This is a genomic window from Streptomyces lincolnensis, assembly GCF_021173675.1.
In the GTDB taxonomy this organism is placed as follows: domain Bacteria; phylum Actinomycetota; class Actinomycetes; order Streptomycetales; family Streptomycetaceae; genus Streptomyces; species Streptomyces lincolnensis_B.
In genome coordinates this window covers 19,622-43,349 of sequence record NZ_JAIHON010000004.1, presented here as the reverse complement: position 1 = coordinate 43,349, position 23,728 = coordinate 19,622, and the positions used below count along the sequence as shown (strand labels likewise).

Below are 23,728 nucleotides of genomic sequence, written 5' to 3'. Positions count from 1 at the left end.
TGTTGTTTTTTTACCCAGCTTTGGCTGTGTTCTTGGGTTTACCGAGACGTGGGGGGATTCTGGGGAAACTTAGGAAGCCAAAACGACATTCAGGTGAACTCACCGGGACCAGACGGCCAATCGTTGGCCGGGCGCCCGGGACATCCCTGTGATTCGGACTAGCGTGCTGGCAAGTACCTGTTGGAATGCCCGGTGAGGGGATTTTCGTGACCAGCATGACCGTCCGACCGGTGCCCGACGCGCCCCTGGACGCGACCGAGCCCCGCCGGCCGGAAGGGACGACCCCTCGTCCGGAACCCCGCCTGCGCGCCCTGGACGGGCTGCGCCTGGTCGCCGCGCTGATGGTGGCCGCCTACCACTACGGCGGCCGCGGCGGCGAGATCACCCACGCGTGGGGCAGTTCGGCGGAAAAGCAGTTCCCCACCCTGCACAACTATTTCGCCTACGGCTGTCTCGGCGTCCAGATCTTCTTCGTGATCAGCGGATTCGTGATCTGCATGAGCGGCTGGGGCAGACCGCTGAAGTCGTTCTTCGCCTCCCGCGCCTCCCGGCTGCTGCCCGCCTACTGGGCGGCCGTACTGCTGGTGACGGCCGTGTTCGCGCTGCCGATGGTCACCTACAAGGCGCTCTCGCCGAGCGACACCCTCGTCAACCTGACGATGCTCCAGTACCCGCTGGGCGTGGACCGGGTCCTCGGCGTGTGCTGGACGCTGTGGGCGGAGGTCCGCTTCTACGCCCTGTTCGCGCTGTGCGTGGTCCTGCCCGGCGCCACCCGCCGCCGCGTGATCCTGTTCTGCGCGGGCTGGACCCTGGCGGCGGCCATCACCCAGGGCGCGCAGCAGCCGCTGCTCGACATCGTCTTCATGCCGGAGTACGCCCCCTTCTTCATCGGCGGTGTCGGCCTCTACCTCGTCCACCGCGACCGCAAGGACGTCTACGGCTGGGGCATCGTGGCCGTCAGCTTCCTGATCGGGCAGCACTACGCGGTCAAGGAACTGTGGAACGCGGCCGACCCCAACGCCTTCGCCCACCGCACCTCGTTCGGCATCGTCCTCGTCGTCGCCCTCGGCTTCCTCGCGGTCGCGGCGATCGCGCTGGGCTGGCTGAACTGGGCCAACTGGCGCTGGCTGACGGTGGCCGGGGCACTGACGTACCCCTTCTACCTGGTCCACGAACATCTCGGCTGGGTCGTCGTCCGCGCCCTGCACATCGGCCTGGGGCTGCCCTCCGCGGAGACCTTCGCGCTCACCGTCCTGTCGATGCTGCTGCTCGCCTGGCTGCTGAACCGGTACGTCGAGAAGCCGCTGACACCACGGCTGCGGGCGGCACTGGCGAAGATGCGATGAGCCGGTGTGCGGGGGCGCGTCCTGCTGTTCACGGGACGTTCAATCGGCCGACCGATTCTCCGGCGCGCAGCGAGCAGATACCCATGCATGGCGACTGCACACCCCACTGACAGGCTGCCCGGCGAGTACGCGGACGTGCCCGGCTGGTTCCCCCCGCTCGACCAGGTGCTGTTCACCTGGCTGCTCGACCGGCAGGAGACGGCCGGCTTCCGCGGTGATCTGCTGGAGCTCGGCGTGTACCTCGGCAAGAGCGCGATCCTCCTCGGCCGGCACCTGCAGGACGGCGAACACTTCACCGTCTGCGACCTGTTCGGCGGCGAGGCACCGGACGGCGCCAACCGCGCCGAGACCGCGAAGTCCTACTCCTCCCTCACCCGCCAGGCCTTCGAGCGCAACTACCTCTCCTTCCACGACGAGCTGCCGCGGGTGATCGAGGCACCGACCTCCGTGATCTCCGGCGAGGTGGCCGCGAAGACCTGCCGCTTCGTCCACATCGACGCCTCGCACCTGTACGAGCACGTCCACGACGACATCGGCGCCGCCCGCGAGATCCTGCTCCCCGACGGCATCGTCGTCCTGGACGACTTCCGCTCCGAGCACACCCCCGGCGTCTCGGTCGCCACGTGGGAGGCGGTGCTGAACCGCGGGCTGCGGCCGATCTGCCTCAGCACGCAGAAGCTGTACGGCACGTGGGGGGATCCCGAGGCGGTCCAGGACGAGCTGCTGGAGATGCTCCGGAGCCGGTCGGACGTCGGGCTGAGCGTGCAGCACGCGGCGGGGCATCGGCTGGTGCGGGCGCGGGCGAAGGGGATGCGGGCGCCGGAGTTTCCACGGTCGCGGCATTACGTTGCCACTGTGCCTGAGCCGGTTTCTACGTCGGTTTCCTCGCCGGTGCCGAAGCGGCGGCGGTCGGTTGTTCGGCGGGTGGCTGTGGATCTGTTGCCGCCGGTCGTCACGCGGGCGGTGCGGAAGGGTTTGGGGGGCCGCGGCTGAGTGTTCGTCTGCGGGTTCGTCGTGGCTGATCGCGCTCACGCGGCGGAGCCGCACATCGATACAGCCCCGCGCCCCTTAAGGGGCGCTGCCGTACCGGTCGGTCAGAAGGCGTCGGAGGGGACGTATGTGCCCCACACCCCGCGCAGCGCGTTGCACACCTCGCCCACCGTGGCCCGGGAGCGCAGCGCCTCCTTCATCGGGTACAGGACGTTGTCCTCGCCCTCCGCCGCCTTCCGCAGGGCGCCCAGCGCCGCGTCCACCGCGGCCCGGTCCCGCTCCGCCCGCAGCCTCACGAGCCGCTCGACCTGCTGCGCCTCGATCGCGGGGTCGACCCGGAGCGGCTCGTACGGCTCCTCCTCGTCCAGCTGGAAGCGGTTGACGCCGATGACGACCCGCTCCCCCGCGTCGGTCTCCTGGGCGATCCGGTACGCGTTGCGCTCGATCTCGCCCTTCTGGAAACCGTGCTCGATGGCGTTGACCGCCCCGCCCAGGTCCTCGACCCTCCGCATCAGTTCGACCGCGGCCGCCTCCACCTCGTCGGTCATCTTCTCGACGACGTAGGAGCCCGCGAAGGGGTCGACCGTCGCGGTCACATCCGTCTCGTAGGCCAGCACCTGCTGGGTACGGAGGGCGAGCCGCGCCGACTTGTCGGTGGGGAGCGCGATCGCCTCGTCGAAGGAGTTGGTGTGCAGGGACTGCGTGCCGCCCAGCACCGCCGCGAGCCCCTGGACGGCGACGCGCACCAGGTTCACCTCGGGCTGCTGGGCCGTCAGCTGCACGCCCGCCGTCTGTGTGTGGAAGCGCAGCATCAGCGACTTGGGGTTCCTCGCGCCGAACTCCTCCCGCATCACCCGTGCCCAGATCCGGCGGGCGGCGCGGAACTTGGCGACCTCCTCCAGGATCGTCGTACGCGAGACGAAGAAGAACGACAGCCGGGGGGCGAAGTCGTCCACGTCCATGCCGGCCGCGACCGCCGTACGGACGTACTCGATGCCGTCCGCCAGCGTGAACGCGATCTCCTGCACGGGTGAGGCGCCGGCCTCGGCCATGTGGTAGCCGGAGATCGAGATGGTGTTCCACTTCGGGATCTCGGCCTGGCAGTACTTGAAGATGTCCGCGATGAGCCGGAGCGAGGGCTTGGGCGGGAAGATGTACGTGCCCCGTGCGATGTACTCCTTCAGCACGTCGTTCTGGATCGTGCCGGTCAGCCGGTCGGCGCCGACGCCCTGCTCCTCCGCCACCAGTTGGTACAGGAGCAGCAGCAGCGCGGCCGGGGCGTTGATCGTCATCGACGTCGACACCTGGTCCAGCGGGATCCCGCCGAACAGCACCCGCATGTCGTCGACCGAGTCGATGGCGACGCCCACCTTGCCGACCTCGCCGTGCGCGAGGGGCGCGTCGGAGTCATGGCCCATCTGGGTGGGCAGGTCGAAGGCGACCGACAGGCCCGTCGTGCCGTTGGCGATCAGCTGTCGGTAGCGGGCGTTGGACTCCGTGGCCGTGCCGAAGCCGGCGTACTGGCGCATGGTCCAGGGGCGGCCGGTGTACATCGACGGGTAGACACCGCGGGTGAAGGGGTACGCCCCCGGCTCGCCGAGTTTCTCCGCGGGATCCCAGCCCTCCAGGTCCCGCGGGCCGTAGACGGGTTCGATGGGCAGTCCGGACTCCGACTCACGCGTCATGCCCTCCACGGTATTGCGGTCTCGGCCAAGACGCCCCGGAACCGTTCGCGACCGGTCGTCCGTGGGGAGACATCCGGGGAGGTACCGGTGAGACGACGGGGGGCCTGGATGCGTAGTACGGGCATGGGGAGAGCGTGCACGGCACTGCTGGCGCTGACGACGGCCGCCGTCTGCGGCTGCACGGTCCAGGCCACCGACCAGGACGGGAAGCCGCAGGGGCCGGTCCGCATCGAGGTGCCGCAACGCAGTACGCCGCCCGCGGACGACGCCCCGGCCCCGGGCGGGCCGAGCCGGACGCCGCCCGCCACCCGGGCCGCGCCCGCCGTCCTGTGGTCCCGTGGCGACACCGGCCGGGACGTCCGCGAGCTCCAGGCCCGGCTGCGCCAGGTCGCCTGGCTCTTCGACGGGCCGACCGGGACGTACGACGACCTCACCGAGCGGGCCGTCGAGGGCTTCCAGGGCAAGCGCGGGCTGCCGCGGACGGGGAAGACGGACACCGTCACCTGGCAGCGGCTGCTGAACATGACACGGGAGCCCGGCACCTGGGACCTGTACCTGATGGGCGGGCAGCCGGCCGACGCTCCGGACCCGCGCTGTCTGACCGGCCGGGTGCTGTGCATCAGCAAGACCAGCCGTACCCTGCGCTGGATGATCGACGGGCGGACCGTGACCACCGTGCCGGTCCGCTTCGGCTCGCAGTACACGCCCACCCGCGAGGGGGTGTTCAGCGTCTACTGGAAGTCCCGCCACCATGTGTCGACGCTCTACGACTCGCCGATGCCGTACGCCATGTTCTTCAGCGGTGGCCAGGCCGTGCACTACTCGTCCGACTTCGCGGCCCGGGGGTACGCCGGGGCCTCGCACGGCTGTGTCAACGTCCGGGACGAGTCGGCGATCGCGGATCTCTTCGCGCAGGTGAGGAACGGCGACAAGGTCGTCGTCCACTGGTGAGGCGCGGGGTGCCGGGGTGTGGGTGATTCGGGGCGCGGGCGGGACCGGGGGAACGTGTCCCGCCCGCGCCGAGGTGCACGAGCCGTGGGTACGGGGGGAACCCCGGCTCTGTGCGACGGCCGATGACCAGTCGGCTCACTCATTACTGCGCCCGGGGGGCCGGAAACGTCACACCCTGTCGGCGAAAAAATTCGAAGTCTTGGAAAATCGCAGGTCAGCGGGGCTCTTGGCCGGGCCGGTGGCGCCACTGCCGTTGCCGATGCCGCTGCCGTTGCCGAGGTGACCGAGGGGGTGGCCACCGAAGCCGGTGCCCTTGCCCTGGTGCCGGTACCGGTCGTCCCGGTTCCTGCTCCCGTCGCCACCTCTGTCCCGGTCCCTGCCCTGGTCCCGGTCCCTGCCCTTGTCGCCGCCTTCGCCGCCGTCCCGGTCGTCCCTGCGGACGCCGCCGTTCCTGACGTCGTTGTCGGAGCTGTTGCCGCGCCCGTCGGCGGAGCCCGGGCGGGTCAGCAGGCCCGCGCAGTACTCCTTCACGAGCGAGGGGCCGCCCGCCGCGCCCTCCAGGGTGCGTCTGCGGTCGGCGTCCAGGTTCTTGCCGTCCCGTACGTCGCGGCAGGCCGAGGGGGCACCGCGCCAGGCGCCGGGCCGCTTGGACCGGTCCTCGGTGCCGGTGCCGGTCCCGGGGGACGCGGAACCCTCACGTGCCGTGTCCCGCGGGGGCTTGCGGCCGGTGTCGCTCTCGCCGCCGTCGGGCCGGGGCTCGGCCGGGGGGCCGGAGAGCGACGGGGAGACGAGCGGGCGGTCCGGGGTCGCCGCCGCCGAGACCGTGGCGGCGGGGTCCGACCCGGTGCCGCCGATCTCCGGCAGGAACCCGATGCCGACCGCGGCGGCGACCCCGCCGACCATGCCCACGGTCAGCGCGGCGGCCAGCCCGAGACGCCAGGCACGGCCCCGGTGAGGGCGCGGCGGGTCCGTGTCCGGGCCGCCGATGCGGACGAGCCCGCCGTTGGCGGAGGGGACGCGGGTGCGGTGGCCGGAGACGCTGCGGCCGACGGTGCGGTTGCCGGGGGCGTGCTCGGCGGCCCGGTCGTCGGCGCGCTCCGCGCGGACCTTGCGGAAGGCGGCCAGCGCGGCGGCCTCGCCGGGGAGTTCACCGTCGCCCGGGGAGGGCTCCACGGAGAGCGAGTCGAGGGTCTTCGCCAGGCGTTCGGCCCGGTCGCGGTCGGCCGCGTCGACGGTTTCGAGCGACTCTCCGCTCAGCAGACGCTCGGCTGTTTCGCGGTTCAGCCACCGGCCGGGGGTCCGGGGGGTGTCCCCCGGGAAAACACAGCGCTCGTCGGCCATCACATGTCCTTCTGCGTCCGGGTGCGCATATGCGTCACACCTGCGGACGTCACCGCGCCGTCGCGCGGTTCTCGCTGCGGAGGCAGGGCGTCCAGCACACCGGCCGCGTCCGGATCACCGTCGAGAAGCTCGGCGAGCCGCTTCAGACCGCGGTGCGCGGCCGTCCGTACGGCGCCCGGGCGCTTACCGAGGGTCTCGGCGGCGGTCTTCGCGTCGAGGCCCACGACCACCCGCAGGACGACGGCCTCGGCCTGGTCCTGCGGCAGCCGGGCGATGAGGGAGAGGGTGCTGTCGGTGGCCATGGACTCCATCGCCTCGCCCGCGGTGTCCGACTCGGCGGGCTTGCCGGTCAGCTCCGTCTCGTCGCCGCCGATGGCGGGGCGGCGGCCGCGCATACGGACGTGGTCCAGCGCGCGGTTGCGGGCTATCCGGGCGGCCCAGCCGCGGAAGCGGTCCGCGTCCCCGCTGAACCTCTCCAGGTCACGCGCTATCTGGAGCCAGGTCTCGGACGTGACGTCCTCGGCGTCCGGGTCGCCGACCAGTGTCCGGACGTAGCCGAGCAGCCGTGGGTGCACGGCGCGGTACACAGTCCGGAACGCGGTCTCGTCCCCGTCCTGTGCCGCAAGCACCGCGGCTGTCAGCTCCGCGTCGTCCCCCAGCACCCGCTAAGTCCTCATACATGGTCGAGTCGATGGTCGCGACATGGTCGAGTCGTCGTGACGTCGGTGGTGACGTCGGTCGTGGCTTCGGGCCCTTGATGGTCGCGGTGATCATTCGACTTTCCGCGCCCGGCGCGAAAGGCACGTTACGACCTGAAACCGCTGCTCGTCCATGTCCGTACAAGGTGCAACAAGCTTGTGATGCGAGACCCGACCGCGGGGGTGTGACAGAAAACGCCCGCCCGACGCTGTAGGAAGTACGGGCCGCCGCGCGGCCCGTGCCGCGCGACGGCCGGGGCCTCTCCTGTGGGGGGTGGCGGCCCCGGCCGTCTCCGCGGTTTACCGCTCTGGCCTGCGGCGATGTATGACGCCGGGGGACTCGGCGAGTTTCTCGACCGGGCGCGTACTCACGCCCAGCGGCGCCGTTCCAGGAGCCGGCCGTCCTGGCCCCCATAGGCTCGGGACGTGGAGGCCGCGGACAAGGTACGCAACCTGATCTCCGGTCCTCGTCCTCTTGGTGTCAACTGCCGTAAAGGGTAGGCAGGTCGACCAGGAGGAGATCGTCGCGACGGTTTGCCAGGTCGACCAGGTCCGGGTGGAAGCCGTGCAGGGAATACAGGGCCAGGGTGGCGGCACCGGTGTCATGGCCCTGGTCTTCGAGCAAGGCACGGATGCGTTCCAGGCGCTCCAAGTCACCGGTCCCACGACGTGCGGCCGTCGCCTTGGCCTCGCCCAGCAGCGCGATCCGCGCGCGGGGAGACTGCGGGCGCTCACCGGCGGCCAGGGCGATCACGTCGACCTCGTGCTTCGTCCGGGCGGCCTGGTCGGCGACCTCCGTGGTGCCGACCGGACCGGGCAGGCCGGCGGGCAGCAGGGTGTGGGCGTAGCGACGGGTGAAGTCGCGGGCCAGGTCCTCGAAATGCGGTCCGAGGATCTTGGAGTTGAAGGTCGGGGCGGCCTGCTGCCAGACCTGCTCGGCGAAGCCCTGTTCCACCGCGGCGGCCTGCGGGAGGGTGATGAGCTGGTTGAAGCGGATCACCGGGTCGGCGAGGGTGATGACGGGGTGCTTGGAGCGGAGGATGTCCTGCTCGCGCCGGATGTAGCCAGTGGATTCCAGGACTCCGAGGGGGTGAGCGACAGCATTGCGCGGACGCTCCAGAGCGGCACCGATCTTGCTGGGCGTGGTGGCCCCGTTCGCGATCGCGGTGAGGATGTCGTAATACAGCGTGTGCTGTGTGATCCTCGGGTCCTCGCGCAGCAGGTACTCGGTCTCGGTACGCGAGTACACCGCCCGGCCCGGATCGAGCAGTGTCCGGGTCAGCCACGTGTCGAAGCCATCATCCGGATGCGGTCGGCCCGCCACCGGGCGATAGCCGGGGGCCCCGCCCAGGACCGCGTGCACCTTCAGCGCCGTCAACGGGTCCGCGATCTGCCAGAAGTCCCGGCTGTCCCGGTAGTCGAAGGCGCCCAACCGTAGATCGACCACGGCCCTGCCCCGCAGCGGCTTGGTTCCCGAGAGCAGTTCGTGCATGACGCTCATCGCGGAGCCGCACAGGATCAGTCGGGGCCCCGGCCCGGCACCAGATCGAGCGCCACGCTGGCGTTCGTCGTAGAGCTGCTGAAGCAGTCCCGGGATCTCGGGCGAGTGCTGGAGCAGGTAGGGCAACTCGTCGATCACCAGGAGCGGATGCGCCGAGCGGGCCGTCACGTCAAGGGCATTGGACAGCACGTCTCGCCAGTCGGTCAGGCGCAGACTGCCCGGCCTCAGGCCCGCGTGCGTGGCGACGGCGTCACTGAACCGCTGGATCGCGGGCAGTCGGCCCTCCTCCCGGACCGCTGTGACGTACAAGCCGCCGACCTGCTCGGACAGGGCCTGAAGGAGGTACGACTTCCCGTGCCGCCGCCGCCCGGACACGATGCCGAGCCGCATCGCCGGGTCCGGATCGGTGAGGAACTCCGCGAGCAGATCCCACTCCCGGTCCCGGTCGACCACGTCGTCCGGCTTGGTCGGCAGACTCTTTCCCACACGGCCCTCCAGTACATCGACTGCGACGAGATACGTCTAAGTCTACTTCGACGTATCTCGTCGTACTGGAGTTCTCCTTCGAGCCGATCATTCTGACGGTCGGCAGCGGCCCGTCACGACCGTGTTCCCGCCAGCCCCCGCGACCGCAGCACCCGGCGCTCCAGTGGCGCGAACAGCAGCAGGTCGACGGCGATGCCGACCACCAGGATCTCCCCGATGGTGGCGAGGACCAGTGCCATGTCCTGGTAGGAGCGCGCGTTCTCCAGGAGTTGTCCGAGGCCGAGGCCCAGTTCTGGGGAGCTGGCGATGAGCTCGGCCGCCATCAGGGAGCGCCAGGAGAACGCCCAGCCCTGTTTGAGGCCGGCCAGGTAGCCGGGGAGCGCGGCGGGCAGCAGGACGTGCCGGACCCGGGCCGGCCCGGTGGCGCCCAGCACCCGCCCGGCCCGCAGATACAGCGGCGGCACCTGGTCGACGCCCGCCAGCAGCCCGTTCGCGATGGACGGTACGGCGCCCAGCAGGACCACCGCGTAGATGGTGGCGTCGGTGAGCCCGAACCACACGACCGCCGCCGGTACCCAGGCCACCGAGGGCAGCGACTGGAGCCCCGACAGCACGGGCCCGATCCCCACCCGCAGCGGCCGCACCGCGCCGAGCAGCAGCCCCAGTGCCGTCCCCATGGCGACGGCCGCGACGAACCCGAGGGCGCCGCGCTGCATGCTCGTCCACACCGTGGAGAACAGCGTGCCCTCGTACCACTGGTCCGACAGCGCCCGCCCCACGTCGGCCGGCGACGGCAGCAGGTAGTCCGGCTTGAGCTCGGCCTCGTAGGCGATCTGCCAGGCGAGCAGGACGAGGACGAGGGCGGCCACGGGCGGCAGCACGCGTTCGCGCAGGATCTGCCGCAGGGGTGTGCGGGCGGGGCCGACGGGCGCGCTGTCGAGCGCGTCGAGGCCGGCCTCGACGTCCGCGGTCTCCTGGACCTCCCGTACGCCCTTGCGGGTGGCGACCGTCTCACCGGCGCCCATGGCGGCGGATCTCCTCCCGCAGTGCGTCGGTGACCCGGGCCGTCAGCGCGGCCTCCGGCAGGCCGGAGTCGGTCCACTCGCGGGCGATCCGGCCGGGGCGGGAGGACAGCAGCACGACCCGCTGGCCGAGCCGGACCGCCTCGCGGACGTTGTGGGTGACGAAGACGACGGAGAGCCGGTTCTCCGACCAGATGCGGGCGAGCTCCTCGTGGAGCACGTCCCGGGTGATGGCGTCGAGCGCGGCGAACGGCTCGTCCATCAGCAGCACGTCCGCCTCCTGGGCGAGGGCACGGGCCAGGGCGACGCGCTGGCGCATGCCGCCGGACAGCTCGTGGACGCGCTTGCCGTGGGCGTCCTTGAGCCGGACCAGGTCCAGGAGCCGGCGGGCCTCCTCGGGACGGTCGCGCCGGGGCACTCCGCGCAGCCGCAGGGCGAGTTCGACGTTCCGCCCGGCGGTGAGCCAGGGGAACAGGGCGTGGTCCTGGAACATCAGGGCGGGCCGGCGGTCGCCGGTGACCTCGATGGCGCCCGTGGACGGCCGGTCCAGGCCCGCCACCAGGTTGAGCAGGGTGGACTTTCCGCAGCCCGAGGCGCCGAGCACGCACACGAACTCCCCGCGGCCGACGGTCAGGCTGATGTCGTCCAGGACCGTCTGGCGCCGCCCCGCGGTGTCGAACCACTTGGAGACATGGCTGAGCCGCACGGCCGGTTGCTCCACCTCGGCCAGGGCGATCGGGCGGGCCGGTGCGCCGGTCCGCAGCACCGTTTCTGGCATGTCATCAAATCCTTTGCTGTACGGGCTCGTTGCCCGGAAGTCCGGTCGGATTCGGGGTCGGTGGGTCGGTCAGGTGCCGAGACCGGCGTCGTCCACGGCAGGCCTGTCCCGCTGGGCGAGGATCCGGTTGAGGGGGCGCAGGTCGAAGATCCCGCGCAGGTCGGCCCGCGTACCGCCGTCCCGTGCGCCGCCCGCGTGGTGCAGCAGCCCGAGCCGGTCGGCCCGGTCGGCCTCCTCGGCGAGCGTCGCGGCGAGCGGGTCGTCGGTGAGGCGCACATGCCGCCAGGCCGCGTCGAGGACACCGCGCTCCAGGGGTCGGCCGGTCAGCGTCTCGATGGCTCCGTTGACGGCCGCCTTGCCGTCGGCGGGGTGGCTCTTCAGCCAGGCGTTGGTGCGGACCGACCCGCGCAGCACGGCCTCGACGACGTCCGGATGGTCGGCCAGGAACGACGGTGACACCACCACCAGGGCGGTGACGAACGCGCCGCCGTCCCACAGGTCCGACTCGTCGAGGAGTACCCGTCCGCCGGCGGCGACGAGTTGCGCGGCCACCGGCTCCGGCACCCACGCCCCGTCGATCGTGCCCCGCCTAAAGCTGGTCGGCATCTCCTTGGGCGACTGCCGCACCACCGTGACGTCACCGCGCCCGGTGCGCGGGTCCACCTCCCAGCCCTGTGCGCGGATCCAGTGCAGCAGCGCGACGTCCTGGGTGTTGCCCGCCTCCGGCGTGGCGATCCTGAGCCCCCGGATGTCGGTGCCGCGCACCTTCGTGTCGCCGTCGACGACCAGCGCGACACCTCCCGAGGCGGCGCCCGAGACGATCCTCAGGCCGCGGCCCCCGGACCGCAGGAAGCCGTTGACGGCCGGCGACGGTCCCATCCACGCGATGTCCACGGCACCCGCGTTGAGCGCCTCCAGCGCCGACGGGCCGCCGTTGAAGACCTGGGTACGGAGCCGGGTGCCGCCCAGTTCGCGGGTGAAGTAGCCCTTCTGCACACCGGCCAGCGGCGTGGCGTGGGTGACGTTGGCGAAATAGCCGATGGAGACCTCGTCCGCCGACAGCGGCGGTCCGCTGCCCACGGCCGGCCCGGCCGCCGCCCCCGGCGCCCGGGACCCGTAGCCGCAGCCCGCCGCCAGGAACAGCAGCAGGAGCAGCGCCAGGGCCGCGTGCAGCGGACGCCGGGAGCGGTGGAGGGCCGGGGCGTGCTCAGGCAGGCGCATCGGGAGGCCCCGGAACGGTGGCGCCGACCATGCCCGCGGTCAGCGTGGAGCCGTCGGCCGGGTCGATCAGTACGAAGGAACCGGTGCGCCGGCTGTCCTCGTACCGGTCGAACGCCAGCTGTTCGGCGGTGCGCAGGGCGATCCGGCCGATCTCGTTCAGGTCGAGCCGTCCCGGCCCGGGGATCCGGCGGACCACCGCGCGCACGGTGCGCGTGGTGTGCTTCAGCAGGACGTGGTCCCCGGGCCTGAGCGGCCGCTCGTGCAGATGGCACACGGTGGCCTCGACGTCCCGGGACAGCGCCGGAGGTGCCGCCGCCGGGACGATCAGGTCGCCCCTGGAGACGTCCAGGTCGTCGGCGAGCCGTAGCCCGCCGGACTGCGGAGCGCGGACCGTCTCGGCCGGCGCGCCCAGCACGTCGATGCCGGTGACGGTGGTGGTGCGCCCGGACGGCAGCACGGTGACCCGGTCGCCGACCCGCAGCGCACCGGCGGCGACCTGACCGGCGTAGAGGCGGACGTCGCCGGAGCGGATGACGTACTGGACCGGGAACCGGGCGGGTCCGTCGTTCGCCTCGTCGTCGACGGGGACGCTCTCCAGGTGCGCGAGGACGGTCGGTCCCGCGTACCAGTCCATACGGGTGGACCGCTCTACGACGTTGTCGCCGGCGAGCGCGGAGATCGGGATCGCGGTGACCTCGGCGATGCCGAGTCCGGCGGCGTGCCGGGTGAACTCCGCGGCGATGTCCGCGAACACGGACTGCTCGTAGTCGACGAGGTCCATCTTGTTGACGGCGAGGACCACGTGCGGCACCCGCAGCAGCGCCGCCACGGCCGCGTGCCGCCGGGTCTGCTCGACCACGCCCTTGCGGGCGTCGACGAGGATCACGGTCAGCGTGGCCGTGGAGGCGCCGGTGACCATGTTGCGGGTGTACTGCACGTGCCCCGGGGTGTCGGCCAGGATGAACCGGCGCCGGGGGGTGGCGAAGTAGCGGTAGGCGACGTCGATGGTGATGCCCTGCTCCCGCTCGGCGCGCAGCCCGTCGGTGAGCAGGGCCAGGTCGGGGCCCTCGCCGGAGGACGCGCGGGCGACGGCCTCCAGTTGGTCGGCGAGGACGGACTTCGAGTCGTGCAGCAGTCGGCCCACGAGGGTGGACTTGCCGTCGTCCACCGAGCCGGCCGTGGCCCAGCGGAGCAGGTCCGCCTCGGCCGCGGCCTCGGAGGGCTGGGCGGTGGCCATGGGATTCACGTGTCCTTTCTGACCGCCGGGCCCGGTGGTCAGCCGGGACCTGACTTCCTGGAAGATGCCGCGCACCATCAGGGCGGCGGTGAAATGCGGGGGATGGCCGAAAGTCGTCAGGTCGGCGGTCACGTCAGAAGTACCCCTCCCGTTTGCGGTCCTCCATCGCGGCCTCCGACAGCCGGTCGTCGGCACGGGTGGCGCCGCGTTCGGTGAGCCGGGAGGCGGTGATCTCGACGATCACCTCGCCGACCTCGGAGGCCTCGGAGAGCACGGCGCCGGTGCAGGACATGTCGCCGACGGTGCGGTAGCGCACCCGGCGCCGCTCCACCGGCTCGCCGTCCTTCGGACCGCCCCACGCGCCCGGCGCCAGCCACATGCCGGACCGCAGGAACACCTCCCGCTCGTGCGCGAAGTAGATGGACGGCAGCTCGATGCCCTCGCGGGCGATGTACTGCCACACGTCCAGCTCGGTCCAGTTGGACAGCGGGAAGACGCGCACGTGCTCGCCGGGCAGATGGCGGCCGTTGTACAGCTGCCACAGCTCGGGCCGCTGCCGGCGCGGGTCCCAGGTGCCGAACTCGTCCCGCAGCGAGAAGACCCTCTCCTTGGCCCTGGCCTTCTCCTCGTCGCGCCGCCCGCCGCCGAACACCGCGTCGAAGCCACCGTCCCGGATCGCCTCCAGCAGAGGCAGCGTCTGGAGCGGATTACGGGTGCCGTCGGGACGTTCGCGCAGCACACCCCGGTCGATGTAGTCCTGGACGGACGCCACATGGAGGGTGAGCCCATGTGCGGCCACCACACGGTCCCGGTAGTCGAGCACCTCCGGGAAGTTGTGCCCGGTGTCCACATGCAGCAGCACGAACGGCGGCGGGGCCGGCGCGAACGCCTTCAGCGCCAGGTGCAGCATCACCACGGAGTCCTTGCCGCCGGAGAACAGCAGCACCGGCCGCTCGAACTCGCCGGCCACCTCCCGGAAGATGTACGCCGCCTCCGACTCCAGGACGTCGGTGTGCCCGAGACGGGCGGCCACCGTCGTCTCGGCCGCCACCGCCGTCACAGCAGCCCCCGTTCGGCCATCAGCGCGTGCACGGTGTGCACCGACTCCTCCACGGACTGGAGCTGGGTCTCCACCTTCGCGTCCGGTGACCGCGGCGGCTCGTACGGGTCGTCGATACCGGTCAGCCCGGACAGCCGCCCCGCGCGGGCCTGCGCGTACAGGCCCTTCACATCGCGTACGGCGCAGACCTGGAGCGGGGTGGCGACATGCACCTCCAGATAGGGGGTGCCGCTCGCCTCGTGCCGCTTGCGGACCGCCTCCCGGCTGTCGGCGTACGGCGCGATCACCGGGACCAGCGCCAGGATGCCGTTGCGTGCCAGCACCTCGGCGACCAGGCCGATGCGCTGCACGTTGGTGTCCCGGTCCTCGCGGGTGAAGCCGAGGCCGGCGCTGAGGAAGGTGCGTATCTCGTCGCCGTCGAGCACTTCGACCCGATGCCCTTCCCTGGTGAGACGGCTGGCCAGGGCCTGCGCCAGGGTCGTCTTGCCGGAGCTGGGCAGCCCGGTCAGCCACACCGTGGCGCCTTTGGTCGGCGGAGTCCTCATGCGCTGCTCCTTGCCGTCGAAACCGTCGCAGCCGTCGGGGCCGTAGCGGCCGTGGAAGCAGCCGCCGAAGCCGTCGTGCCGGTCGTGCGGACGACGCCGTGTGCGGCGAGCACGGAGAACCCGGCGTCGCACGCCTGCTCCAGCTCCTCGCGCTCGGCGTCGGGCAGGTCCCGCCAGGACGACGAGGGCGCGCCCACCCTGGCCGCGCTCCGGCGCTCCCAGTCGGTGTCCACGAAGTCCGCGCCGAGGAACTCGCCGATCCGGTGCAGGGATTCCTCGGGCTCGGCGAGCAGGTCCTCGTACCAGAGGTGCAGCACGTTCTCCCGCGGCAGCGCGGACATCGCCTCCATGCCGCGCTTCATCTCGTCGGCCCAGTACGTGCCGAACAGCGAGACGGGGAGCCGGTAGTCGCGTACGGCCTCGGCGTCGAAACGATTCGGCAGGAACGGCAGCAGCTCGTCCGGTACGAAGCCCAGGTCCCGTTCGAGGTCCTGCCCGGGGGTCTCGGCGTACGGGTCGTGGCCGAGGGTGAGATGCAGCGCCATCACCACCGCCGCCATCCGGAAGCCGGTGTGGCGGCTCATCGACAGCGCGGTGTCCCGGCCGTCGCGCACGATGTGCAGATAGCGGGCGTCCGGGAAGTGGTCGCGGAACTGCCCGGCGAGGATCAGCGAGCCGCCGCTGCGCTCGGCCCACAGGGTCTTGCCGAAGCGGGCGCACAGCCAGGCGAACAGGCGGTGGTAGTGCTCGCCGGCCCGGGCGTCCGGGAACCCGGCGACGGCCGCCTCCAGTTCGTCGTACAACTCGTCGGGGGTGTCGGTGAGGTGCGGGAGCGTGGTCAGCAGGACGGCCGGGATGCCGGTGTCGGCCTGGAAGCGGGTGGCCGCGGAGGGACGGTAGAGGACTTCCCTGGGGGCCAGTCCATGGGCCGTCAGCAGTCGGTTGACGGCGTTGCGGGAGGACAGGACGTCCCAGAACTCCGCGGCCGTCAGGGGGCCTTCGGGGAAGACCCGGGCGGTGATCCGGTACATGTCCGTGAGGTGGTTGAAGAGCTCCGAGAGGCTGAGGACCTGCGGGTGCTCGCGCAGCAGCTCGGAGACCAGGGTCGAGCCGCAGCGTCCGGTGCCGGTGACGAAGACCTGGCCCGGTGAGGTCGGGATGGGCATGGCGCAGCTGTTCCTTCCGTGCGTCCTTGGGTGGGCGTCCGTGGGCGGGCGTCCGTGGGTTGTGCTGGAAGGTGCTTCGGTGCTTCGGTGCTTCGGGCGAGCCGAGGGAGGGCCTGTGCCGCGTTTCGGTCGGATCGGCGTACGTCGTCACGGGGGTCCCCCGCTCGGGCGAAGCCGAGGGTGGGAGAACGTGCCGGGCGGCGGGCGGCGGGTCCGGGACGCGACGTGGGCTCCGCGGGGCCGTGCGGGGCCGGGCCGGTGTCAGGACCGGCGCAGCAGTGCCGCGTACAGCGTGAGGCCGGGGCCGAAGGCCAGGGCGACCACCGGGCCGTCGTTGCGGGGCAGGCGCTCCAGGACCATCAGGACGGTGGGCGAGGAGCAGTTGCCGCACTCGTCGAGGACGCCGTAGGAGGCGTCCAGCGCGCCCGCGGGCAGATCGAGCCGCTCGCCGACCACCTCCAGGATGCGCTTGCCGCCGGGGTGCACGGCCCAGCCGGTGACCTCCTCGGGCGTGATCCCGTGCGGGGCGAGCAGCTGGTCGCGGACCACCTCGCCGACGTGCTGGGCGAGCACGTCGGGGACCTTCGGCGAGAGGCCCATCTTGAAGCCGAGGTCGGTGATCTGCCAGCTCATGTGGTCGGCGGTGCTGTGGTCGGTGACCGCGACGACGTCGATGACCTCGAAGCCGGAGCCGGCGTCGGGCTCCAGGACGACCGCCGCGGCGGCGTCGGCGAACAGCGCGTGCGCCACGATCTGTTCGATGTCCCGGGTGGGCGGCTGGACGTGCAGCGAGGTCAGCTCCAGGCACAGCAGCACCGCCGGCCGGCCGCGCGAGGCGACGAAGTCGGAGACGGCACCGAGTGCGGGGACGGCCGCGTAGCAGCCCATGTGGCCGATGAACAGGCGCTGCACCTTGCTGCTCATGCCCAGCTCGTCCGCGAGCCTCAGGTCGAGGCCGGGCGTGGTGTAGCCGGTACAGGAGGCCACGGCCAGCAGGCCCACGTCCGACGGGGCCAGGCCCGCGGACTCCAGGGCGTTGGAGACGGTGCGCTTACCGAGGGGCACGGCCTCCTCGATGTAGCGCTCCATGCGCTGTCCGGTGCTCCAGCCGGACACCGCCTTCTCGGCGCGCGGGTCCACGGCCGTGGAGCGGGAGCTGATTCCGGAATTCTCGAATATCCGGCGGGCCAGCGGGAAACCCTCGTAGTGGTCCAGGAAGAATTCCTGCCACAGGTCGTCCTGGCTGCTCCGGGTTTCCGGAAAGGAATGGGAGGAGCCGGTGATGACCGGGCGCGCAGCGGCGCGCAGACCCCGGCGGGCAGGAGCGATTTTCTCTTCGAGATGCATGCGTGTTCCCTTGCTTTCGGGCAGCGGAAATTGGCCGCGTGGGGCCGACGGCGGGAGAGGGAATCGTGCGTGCCGATGAATCCGACCAGGGCGTCTTTGCGCAGGTCAGACTATCCAGTGGAGATACGCCGGAAGGGCGCATGAAAGGTGAAAGAAGAGTTGGTCTGACTCTCCCCCGTTCGAACCGGTTGTCGATTCGGTGACTTCAGTCAAACACAGGGTTTCTAGTGGAATCAAATGTTCCGGAGTAAATTTCCCCGCCGGAAACAATTAGCAGCACAAAAACGTCGGCCCACCTTCCGGTAAACCCGGAAGACAGACCGACGCCGTGTTTTACCTCTCAGTCGAGCGCGGTCGGGCGCGACTAATTCAGCCAGACCCCGCATTGATTTCGGTCAACGGCCGGGTGGGCTCCTTCCGGGCCGGCTCATGCAGCCGCGCCCCCTCGATGTCCAGGTCGGGCAGCGCCCGGTCGAGACCGCGTGGCAGCCACCAGGCGCCGCGCCCCACCATCGCCAGGACCGCCGGCACGAGGGTCATCCGTACGACGAAGGCGTCCACCAGCACTCCGAACGCCAGGGAGAACGCGATGGGTTTGACGATGGCGTCCTCCGTCGTCACGAAGCTGGCGAAGACGACGAACATGATGAGCGCCGCCGCCGTCACCACCCGCGAGGCATGCCCGGCCCCGTCGACCACCGCGTCCTCGGCCCGGCCGGTGCGCACCCACTCCTCCCGCATGCTGGACACGAGGAAGACCTCGTAGTCCATCGCGAGGCCGAAGAGCACGGCCATCAGCACGATCGGCAGGAAGCTGACGACGGGTCCGGTCCGGGCCACGTCCAGCGCGTCGGCGAGCCAGCCCCACTGGAACACCGCCACGACCGCGCCGAAGGACGCCCCGACCGACAGCAGGAAGCCGATGGTCGCCTTGACCGGCACGACCAGTGAACGGAAGACCAGCAGCAGAAGGATGAGACAGAGCCCGACGACCACGGCCGCGAACGGCAACAGCGACGCGCTCAGCCGGTCCGAGACGTCGATCCCGATCGCCGTGGTACCGGTGACGGACACGGCGGCGCCGGTCTCCCCCTTGAGGGTGGACGCGTCGTCGCGGATGACGTCCACCAGGTCCTGGGTGGACTCGTCCTGCGGTCCGCCCTCGGGCACGACCTGGATCACCGCCCGCCCGGACCCGGGCGCGTACTGCGGCTGACCGATCTTCACCACGCCCGGCAGCTCGTTCAGGCGCCCCGCCACGGCGGCCACCTGCCGCTGTCCCGCCTCCCCTTGGGTGTCCGCCTCGGCCAGCACGAGCAACGGCCCGTTGAAGCCGGGCCCGAACGCCTCGGCGACGGTGTCGTACGTCTCGCGCTGCGACGTCCCGTGCGCCGCCGTGCCGTTGTCGGGCAGCGCGAGCCGCAGGTCGGCGGCGGGCAGCGCGAGGGTCACCAGGGCGGCGACGGTGCCGATGACGACGAGCAGGGGGCGCCGTGTGACGAGCCGGGCCCAGCGCCGGCCCATGAGGGAGGCCGTCTCCGTGGTGCTTCCGGCGGTCCCTGCCGGGGGCTCGGGGGGAACCGCCGCGGAGCCGTTCCCTCGGGGAACACTGCCCGCGGCGCCGTTTCCGGCGGGATCAGTCGCTGCGGCGGTGTTCCCCGGGGGAACGGTCTCCGCGGCGGTGTTCCCCGAGGGAACAGCCCTCGCGGCGGCCTTCTCCAGGGGAACAGTCCCCGCAGCGGTGTTCCCCGTGGGAACAGTCCCCGCGGCAGCCGCCGCCCGGCGTGCCGCCCGCGACCCCGGACGGGGCGCGAGCCGTGTCCCCGCGAGGCCGAAGAGTGCCGGTAGCAGCGTCACCGCGACCAGGACGGCGATGAGCACCGTCGCCGCCGCGCTCAGGCCCATGACCGTAAGGAAGGGGATACGCACCACGACCAGCCCCACGAGCGCGATGACGACCGTCGTCCCGGCGAAGACCACCGCGCTGCCCGCCGTGCCGACCGCGTGTCCCGCGGACTCGCGCGGGTCCATCCCCTGGGCGAGCTGCGCCCGGTGCCGGGACAGCACGAACAGCGCGTAGTCGATGCCGACGGCGAGACCGAGCATGAGCGCGAGGCTCAGCGCGGTCGACGACACCGTCACCCCCGAGGACACCGCCAGCAGCCCGGCGAGCCCGGTGCCGACGCCGACGAAGGCGGTCAGCAGCGGCATCCCGGCGGCGAGCAGCGAGCCGAAGGTGAGAGCGAGCACCGCCAACGCGACCACGACACCGAGCAGTTCGAGGACGCTCGGGGTGAGCACGCCGTTGCCGTACGCCTGACCGCCGACGGAGACCTCAAGACCCGCCTCCTCGGCGGCCTTCGTGGTCTTCTCCAGGGAGTCGAGCGTGCCGTCGTCCAGATCGGAGCGGCTGACGTCGTAGTTGACCTGGGCGAGCGCGGTGCGCCCGTCGGGGGTCACGGTGCCGGCCTTGTCGGGCGGGATGACGGCGGCGACCTGGGGGGCGTCCTGCGCGGCCGCCAGCGTGCGCCGGATGCCCTGCGTGGCCTGCGGATCGGTGAGCTTCGCTCCCTCGGGCGCGGTGAACACGATCTGGGCGCTGGTCCCGGCGGCGGCCGGGAAGTCCTCGGCCATCGTGTCCTGCGCCTGCTGGGATTCGGAGCCGGGAATCGTGAACTCGTTGTCGAGCTTGCCGCCCAGGACGACCAGTGCGCAGACGGCGCCGGCCAGCACGGCCAGCCAGGCCGCCAGGACGAGCCGCCGATGGCGGTGGGCGCCGAGACCGAGCCGATAGAGCCATGTCGCCACGGAGATGCTCCTCGTGCAGTAGTGGCAGGTGCGGTGGGGAACGGTCAGGTCTTCAGGCCTTCACGCCTTCACGGTCGAGCTGTCTCCCGCCAGTTCCAGGCGCAGCCCCTCGGCGGTGACCGCGAGCCGCTCCGGCTCCAGGTCGAGGGGCAGCCCGGACAGGTCGATCCGCTGTGGGGTGTCCCCGAGCAGTTGGTCGGCGAGGGCGTCGGGGACGACGCGTTCGCCGACGCGCACGGTGGTGCGCTCGAACCGGATGCCCTCCCGCTCGAGAACAGGCCGGAAACCGACGGCGATCCGCCCGGCCGGCCCGGCGTGCACGACCAGTTCGCCGGATTCCGGCGCGGTGGTCACCGCCGCGCCGCCCATCGCCCCCTCGGTCATCGTGGCGACGGCTCCGGCGAGCGCGGCGTCCGTCAGTTCGGCGCTCACCCGGGTGTCGGCCACCGACAGTCCGTCGCCGGTGCGTACCACGTCGGCGAGCTCGGCGTGCAGGTCAACCCCGGTGAACCGGCGGAAGGTCGCGCCCTCGCCGGAGACCTCCACCCGGGGAAAGGTCCCACGAGCGAGCTGCAGCATCACCGGTGTCGGGCCCAGGCCCACGTCGAGACCGGTGTGCAGGCGCTCCTCCATACGGTCCGCGAGCCGGTCGGCCGCCTGGTGACGCGCCACCGCCTCGACGATCCCCCCGCCGGCCAGCACGGCCCCGACCACGCCCAGGGTGATCAGGCGGGTTCTGCGGGACAAGCGCCCGCGGAACATCCGCACCTTCCGCCCCCTCCGAAAAAGTGTCATGACTGACAGAATACAGAAGATGTCATGACTGACAGAATCTGTACCGTCGGTTTTCCGCCTGCGATACTCCCGCCATGGCAACCCTCGACACTCCCTCCTCGGAGCCGCACGGGCGTCGCGAGGCGCACAAGGCGGCCACGCGCAAGGCCCTCCAGGAGGCCGCCCACCGCATGTTCGAGGAGCGTGGCTACCCGCAGACCACCGTGCGGGACATCGCGGCGGCGGCCGGGGTCACCGAGCGGACCTTCTTCCGCTACTTCCCCTCCAAGGAGGACCTGGTCCTGGACGAGGTCCTGGATCTCATCCCGGTCATGCGGGCCCACGTCGTCGCCCGGCCGCCCGACGAGGACCCCTACACCGCCGTCCTGGGCGCCTGTTTCGACCTCATCGCCGACGGCGGCCCCGGCCTGATGTTCAGCGGGCCGCCGCAGCGCTTTCCCGGCCAGCCGGTGCGTCAGTTCCTGCCGGTGCTGAGCCAGTTCGAGGACGGTCTCGCCGAGGCCCTGCGGGAACGGCTCACCGAGCACGACCCCGATGCGGCCACGCCGCTGCGGGCGGCCGTGCTGGCAAGGGCCGCCGTCGGCGCGATGCGCTCCGCCCTGTTCGCGTACGCCGGCCTGCCGGAGAAGGAACGCACCCCGGCCGTGGCGCACGAGCTGCTGCACACGGCGTTCGCGTACCTCCGGGAGGCATGAGACCCGTCAGTCGCCGGAGGCACCGGTCAGCAGATCGACCAGCCGCCGCGCGCGGGTCCGCCCGCCCAGGAGCATCCAGTCCACTGGGTTCGCCGGGTCCGGCTTCGTGGCTAGTTCTTGCTTTCCTTGCCCTCGTCGGCAGGCTGGTCGGCCCTGTCGGCGGTCTGACCCGACTGACCCGTCTGACCCGACTCGCCCGATCCGCCCGTGGTGCCGGTCCGGCCCGTCGTACCGCCCTCGCCCGTCGTACCTGTCGTACCCGTCTGGTCGCCCTGGCCGGTCTGATCGCTCTGACCGGTCTGCCCCGTCCTGTCGGAGGAGCCGGAGGACTGGCCGCCGCCGCTGGACCTCTTGTTCTGCCCGTCGCCCGTGCCGCCGTTGGTTCCGGGCTCCTTGCCGGGTGAGTCCGGCCTGCCCGCGTCCTTCTCGGCCGCCGCCGTGTCCTTCAGCCGCTCGGCGCAGTAGGCGGTGACCTTCGCCCCGCCGCCCGCCGCCGTGACCAGTCGCCGCCAGGCGGTCGCGTCGAGGGCGTTGCCGTCGCCCGCGACCTTCTCGTAGGCCCGGCAGTGGGCCAGCAGGTCCTTCGCCGTCACCGGCCGGTCCGACGGTACGGCGGTGGCGCCGGAGCCCGGGACGGGCGAGCCGTCCGACCGGTCCGAGCCGCTCGTCGAGGGGTGCGGACGGCCACGGTCGTCGTCGGTGCCGCCCGCGGCGGGCTGCGAGGTGCCGATCGCGGCGAACGCGACGCCGCCCAGGGTGAGGCTCGCCAGCACCACGGAGAGGGTGGTCCGCAGCGAGCGGGAGGCACGCCGCTCACGGGGCCGCCAGTCGTCCCGGCGCCGGGTACGGGCCGCCCGGTGCGGACCCGCGTCCCGCGCGGCACGGAAAGCCGCCACGGCCCGCTGCTCCGCCTCGGAGTCGACCTGCTCGACCAGGAGGGCGGCGCCGAGGAGGGCCTCCACGGTGTGCACACCGACCGAACCGGTATCAGGGCGTCCGGTCCCCTGGGGGCCGAATACAGCGGGTTCCGCCGCACCGCCGGGGTGCCCCGGGTGCACACGCCGACGGCCGCGGACCCCGTCGCCCTTCTGCCGCTCACCCATGCCCTGTCCGTCCCTGTCCGTCCCTGTACGACCCGATCGACCCGGCCGGCCCGACCGACGCTCGGTGCCGCGCCCGGCGGCCGGCGCCCGCCGTGCCGCGCGTGCCGCCCCAACCGCCCCTGCCGCCCGTGCCACCGCCGATCGCGGCGTCGTATCCGTTGCCGCGCTGTCCGCCCCCCGTGACCTGCCTCACGCCGTGCGCGCGGCCCGCACCGTCCATGCCGCCCACGCCGCCGCCCATGCCGCCGATGCCGTCGCCCGTGCCGTCGGTCATGTCGACTCCCCCAGCGTCCGGGGGCTGTCATCCGTCACACCCTCGGTGCCCAGCTGCCGGGCGAGCCGCTTCAGTCCCCGGTAGGCGGCGGTGCGTACCGCGCCGGGCCGCTTGCCGAGGACGCGCGCGGCGGCGGGGCCGTCCAGGCCGACGACGACACGCAGCAGCACGGCCTCGGCCTGGTCGCGCGGCAGACCGCGGACCAGTTCGAGGGCGTACTCCGTGGACATGGACTCCAGCGCCTCGTCGTGGGTACTGCCGGGCCCGGGCAGGTCCAGGACGTCCTGTTCGAGCGTGGTCGGCCGGGGCCGTACCTTCTGCCGGCGCAGGTGGTCCAGGGCCCGGTGCCGGGCGATGGTCGCGCTCCAGCCCCGGAACCCGGCGCCGTCGCCCTTGAAACGGCCGAGGTCGCGGGCGATCTCCAGCCAGGCGTCGGAGGCCACGTCCTCGGCGTCGTCGCCGACGATCCCGCGCAGATAACCCAGCAGTCCGGGCTGCACGATCCGGTAGGCGACCGCGAAGGCGGTCTCGTCACCCTGCTGGGCCCGCGCGACGGCCGCGCCCAGTTCCCCGTCGTACGCCTGCGCGCGGCGGGGTTCGCCTCCCTGGCCCAAGAACTGTCCTCGTCCGTACCGAGTCCGTGGCGGAGCCGCGTCGTGCGGCTGCGCCGCCGGTGCCT

21 protein-coding genes are annotated in these 23,728 nt (G+C 72.0%); 4 read left to right on the top strand and 17 right to left on the bottom strand.

Going from position 1 to position 23,728, the window contains the following annotated elements; genetic code table 11:
* Positions 1–215 precede the first annotated feature (215 nt).
* Entirely contained in the window at positions 216–1,346 is a 1,131-nt protein-coding gene (locus K4B79_RS10910; protein ID WP_232026909.1) for an acyltransferase family protein, read from the top strand.
* Between the two features lie 87 nt (positions 1,347–1,433).
* Entirely contained in the window at positions 1,434–2,339 is a 906-nt protein-coding gene (locus K4B79_RS10905) for a class I SAM-dependent methyltransferase (protein WP_232026294.1), read from the top strand.
* Between the two features lie 101 nt (positions 2,340–2,440).
* On the opposite strand, the gene K4B79_RS10900 is transcribed toward K4B79_RS10905, so the two are convergent.
* The gene (locus K4B79_RS10900) at positions 2,441–4,021 is read right to left on the bottom strand and encodes an acyl-CoA mutase large subunit family protein (protein ID WP_232026293.1); all 1,581 of its coding nucleotides are present in this window, start codon (positions 4,019–4,021) and stop codon (positions 2,441–2,443) included.
* A 123-nt stretch (positions 4,022–4,144) separates the two neighbouring features.
* Here K4B79_RS10900 and K4B79_RS10895 point away from each other — a divergent pair, with 123 nt between their 5' ends.
* Complete coding sequence (locus tag K4B79_RS10895; RefSeq protein ID WP_232026292.1) at positions 4,145–4,972, top strand: L,D-transpeptidase family protein; 828 nt, start codon at positions 4,145–4,147, stop codon at positions 4,970–4,972.
* 168 nt (positions 4,973–5,140) lie between these two features.
* On the opposite strand, the gene K4B79_RS10890 is transcribed toward K4B79_RS10895, so the two are convergent.
* The 13 genes from K4B79_RS10890 to K4B79_RS10830 all read right to left on the bottom strand — a co-directional run bounded on the left by K4B79_RS10890 (position 5,141) and on the right by K4B79_RS10830 (position 20,929).
* The gene (locus tag K4B79_RS10890) at positions 5,141–6,313 is read right to left on the bottom strand and encodes a hypothetical protein (RefSeq protein WP_232026291.1); all 1,173 of its coding nucleotides are present in this window, start codon (positions 6,311–6,313) and stop codon (positions 5,141–5,143) included.
* A complete protein-coding gene (locus K4B79_RS10885) occupies positions 6,313–6,975 on the bottom strand; it encodes an RNA polymerase sigma factor (protein ID WP_232026290.1) in 663 nt (220 codons plus the stop codon). Before K4B79_RS10885 ends, K4B79_RS10890 begins: the two co-directional genes overlap by 1 nt.
* A 517-nt stretch (positions 6,976–7,492) precedes the next feature.
* Complete coding sequence (locus tag K4B79_RS10880) at positions 7,493–8,998, bottom strand: AAA family ATPase (RefSeq protein ID WP_232026289.1); 1,506 nt, start codon at positions 8,996–8,998, stop codon at positions 7,493–7,495.
* 113 nt (positions 8,999–9,111) lie between these two features.
* Positions 9,112–10,023: an ABC transporter permease gene (locus tag K4B79_RS10875; protein WP_232026288.1), complete on the bottom strand. Its 912-nt coding sequence runs from the start codon at positions 10,021–10,023 to the stop codon at positions 9,112–9,114.
* Positions 10,010–10,798, bottom strand: coding sequence for an ABC transporter ATP-binding protein (locus K4B79_RS10870; protein ID WP_232026287.1), 789 nt, complete (start codon positions 10,796–10,798; stop codon positions 10,010–10,012). The genes K4B79_RS10875 and K4B79_RS10870 overlap by 14 nt, the downstream gene beginning before the upstream one ends.
* 69 nt (positions 10,799–10,867) lie before the next feature.
* Positions 10,868–12,019 carry an ABC transporter substrate-binding protein gene (locus K4B79_RS10865; protein ID WP_232026286.1) on the bottom strand — a complete coding sequence of 384 codons (1,152 nt, stop codon included), beginning with the start codon at positions 12,017–12,019 and terminating at the stop codon, positions 10,868–10,870.
* Positions 12,006–13,256, bottom strand: coding sequence for a sulfate adenylyltransferase subunit 1 (locus K4B79_RS10860; protein ID WP_232026908.1), 1,251 nt, complete (start codon positions 13,254–13,256; stop codon positions 12,006–12,008). The genes K4B79_RS10865 and K4B79_RS10860 overlap by 14 nt, the downstream gene beginning before the upstream one ends.
* A gap of 133 nt (positions 13,257–13,389) precedes the next feature.
* Positions 13,390–14,316, bottom strand: coding sequence for a sulfate adenylyltransferase subunit CysD (cysD, locus tag K4B79_RS10855; protein ID WP_232026285.1), 927 nt, complete (start codon positions 14,314–14,316; stop codon positions 13,390–13,392).
* Positions 14,313–14,861, bottom strand: a complete 549-nt coding sequence (gene cysC, locus K4B79_RS10850) for an adenylyl-sulfate kinase (protein ID WP_232026284.1) — start codon at positions 14,859–14,861, stop codon at positions 14,313–14,315. Before cysC ends, cysD begins: the two co-directional genes overlap by 4 nt.
* Positions 14,858–16,027 carry a sulfotransferase family protein gene (locus tag K4B79_RS10845; protein ID WP_232026283.1) on the bottom strand — a complete coding sequence of 390 codons (1,170 nt, stop codon included), beginning with the start codon at positions 16,025–16,027 and terminating at the stop codon, positions 14,858–14,860. The genes cysC and K4B79_RS10845 overlap by 4 nt, the downstream gene beginning before the upstream one ends.
* 261 nt (positions 16,028–16,288) lie before the next feature.
* The gene (locus K4B79_RS10840) at positions 16,289–17,374 is read right to left on the bottom strand and encodes a type III polyketide synthase (RefSeq protein WP_232026282.1); all 1,086 of its coding nucleotides are present in this window, start codon (positions 17,372–17,374) and stop codon (positions 16,289–16,291) included.
* Positions 17,375–17,743: 369 nt separating this feature from the next.
* Entirely contained in the window at positions 17,744–20,182 is a 2,439-nt protein-coding gene (locus tag K4B79_RS10835; protein ID WP_232026281.1) for an MMPL family transporter, read from the bottom strand.
* Between the two features lie 60 nt (positions 20,183–20,242).
* Positions 20,243–20,929: an LmeA family phospholipid-binding protein gene (locus K4B79_RS10830; RefSeq protein WP_232026280.1), complete on the bottom strand. Its 687-nt coding sequence runs from the start codon at positions 20,927–20,929 to the stop codon at positions 20,243–20,245.
* Between the two features lie 122 nt (positions 20,930–21,051).
* On the opposite strand from K4B79_RS10830, the gene K4B79_RS10825 reads away from it, so the two are divergent.
* A complete protein-coding gene (locus tag K4B79_RS10825) occupies positions 21,052–21,672 on the top strand; it encodes a TetR family transcriptional regulator (RefSeq protein ID WP_232026279.1) in 621 nt (206 codons plus the stop codon).
* Positions 21,673–21,782: 110 nt separating this feature from the next.
* Here K4B79_RS10825 and K4B79_RS10820 read toward each other — a convergent pair whose 3' ends face one another.
* The 3 genes from K4B79_RS10820 to K4B79_RS10810 form a co-directional block, all read right to left on the bottom strand.
* Positions 21,783–22,643 carry a hypothetical protein gene (locus K4B79_RS10820; RefSeq protein ID WP_232026278.1) on the bottom strand — a complete coding sequence of 287 codons (861 nt, stop codon included), beginning with the start codon at positions 22,641–22,643 and terminating at the stop codon, positions 21,783–21,785.
* A 124-nt stretch (positions 22,644–22,767) separates the two neighbouring features.
* Positions 22,768–23,049: a hypothetical protein gene (locus tag K4B79_RS10815; RefSeq protein WP_232026277.1), complete on the bottom strand. Its 282-nt coding sequence runs from the start codon at positions 23,047–23,049 to the stop codon at positions 22,768–22,770.
* A complete protein-coding gene (locus K4B79_RS10810) occupies positions 23,046–23,663 on the bottom strand; it encodes an RNA polymerase sigma factor (RefSeq protein WP_232026276.1) in 618 nt (205 codons plus the stop codon). The genes K4B79_RS10815 and K4B79_RS10810 overlap by 4 nt, the downstream gene beginning before the upstream one ends.
* Positions 23,664–23,728: the final 65 nt, after the last annotated feature.

What these genes read in the sequence shown, in the direction of transcription:
- K4B79_RS10910 (WP_232026909.1), top strand. Translation starts at nt 216, where the DNA reads ATGACCGTCCGACCGGTGCCCGACGCGCCCCTGGACGCGACCGAGCCC.
- K4B79_RS10905 (WP_232026294.1), top strand. Translation starts at nt 1,434, where the DNA reads ATGGCGACTGCACACCCCACTGACAGGCTGCCCGGCGAGTACGCGGAC.
- K4B79_RS10900 (WP_232026293.1), bottom strand. Translation starts at nt 4,021, where the DNA reads ATGACGCGTGAGTCGGAGTCCGGACTGCCCATCGAACCCGTCTACGGC.
- K4B79_RS10895 (WP_232026292.1), top strand. Translation starts at nt 4,145, where the DNA reads ATGGGGAGAGCGTGCACGGCACTGCTGGCGCTGACGACGGCCGCCGTC.
- K4B79_RS10890 (WP_232026291.1), bottom strand. Translation starts at nt 6,313, where the DNA reads ATGGCCGACGAGCGCTGTGTTTTCCCGGGGGACACCCCCCGGACCCCC.
- K4B79_RS10875 (WP_232026288.1), bottom strand. Translation starts at nt 10,023, where the DNA reads ATGGGCGCCGGTGAGACGGTCGCCACCCGCAAGGGCGTACGGGAGGTC.
- K4B79_RS10870 (WP_232026287.1), bottom strand. Translation starts at nt 10,798, where the DNA reads ATGCCAGAAACGGTGCTGCGGACCGGCGCACCGGCCCGCCCGATCGCC.
- K4B79_RS10865 (WP_232026286.1), bottom strand. Translation starts at nt 12,019, where the DNA reads ATGCGCCTGCCTGAGCACGCCCCGGCCCTCCACCGCTCCCGGCGTCCG.
- K4B79_RS10860 (WP_232026908.1), bottom strand. Translation starts at nt 13,256, where the DNA reads ATGGCCACCGCCCAGCCCTCCGAGGCCGCGGCCGAGGCGGACCTGCTC.
- cysC (WP_232026284.1), bottom strand. Translation starts at nt 14,861, where the DNA reads ATGAGGACTCCGCCGACCAAAGGCGCCACGGTGTGGCTGACCGGGCTG.
- K4B79_RS10845 (WP_232026283.1), bottom strand. Translation starts at nt 16,027, where the DNA reads ATGCCCATCCCGACCTCACCGGGCCAGGTCTTCGTCACCGGCACCGGA.
- K4B79_RS10840 (WP_232026282.1), bottom strand. Translation starts at nt 17,374, where the DNA reads ATGCATCTCGAAGAGAAAATCGCTCCTGCCCGCCGGGGTCTGCGCGCC.
- K4B79_RS10825 (WP_232026279.1), top strand. Translation starts at nt 21,052, where the DNA reads ATGGCAACCCTCGACACTCCCTCCTCGGAGCCGCACGGGCGTCGCGAG.
- K4B79_RS10815 (WP_232026277.1), bottom strand. Translation starts at nt 23,049, where the DNA reads ATGACCGACGGCACGGGCGACGGCATCGGCGGCATGGGCGGCGGCGTG.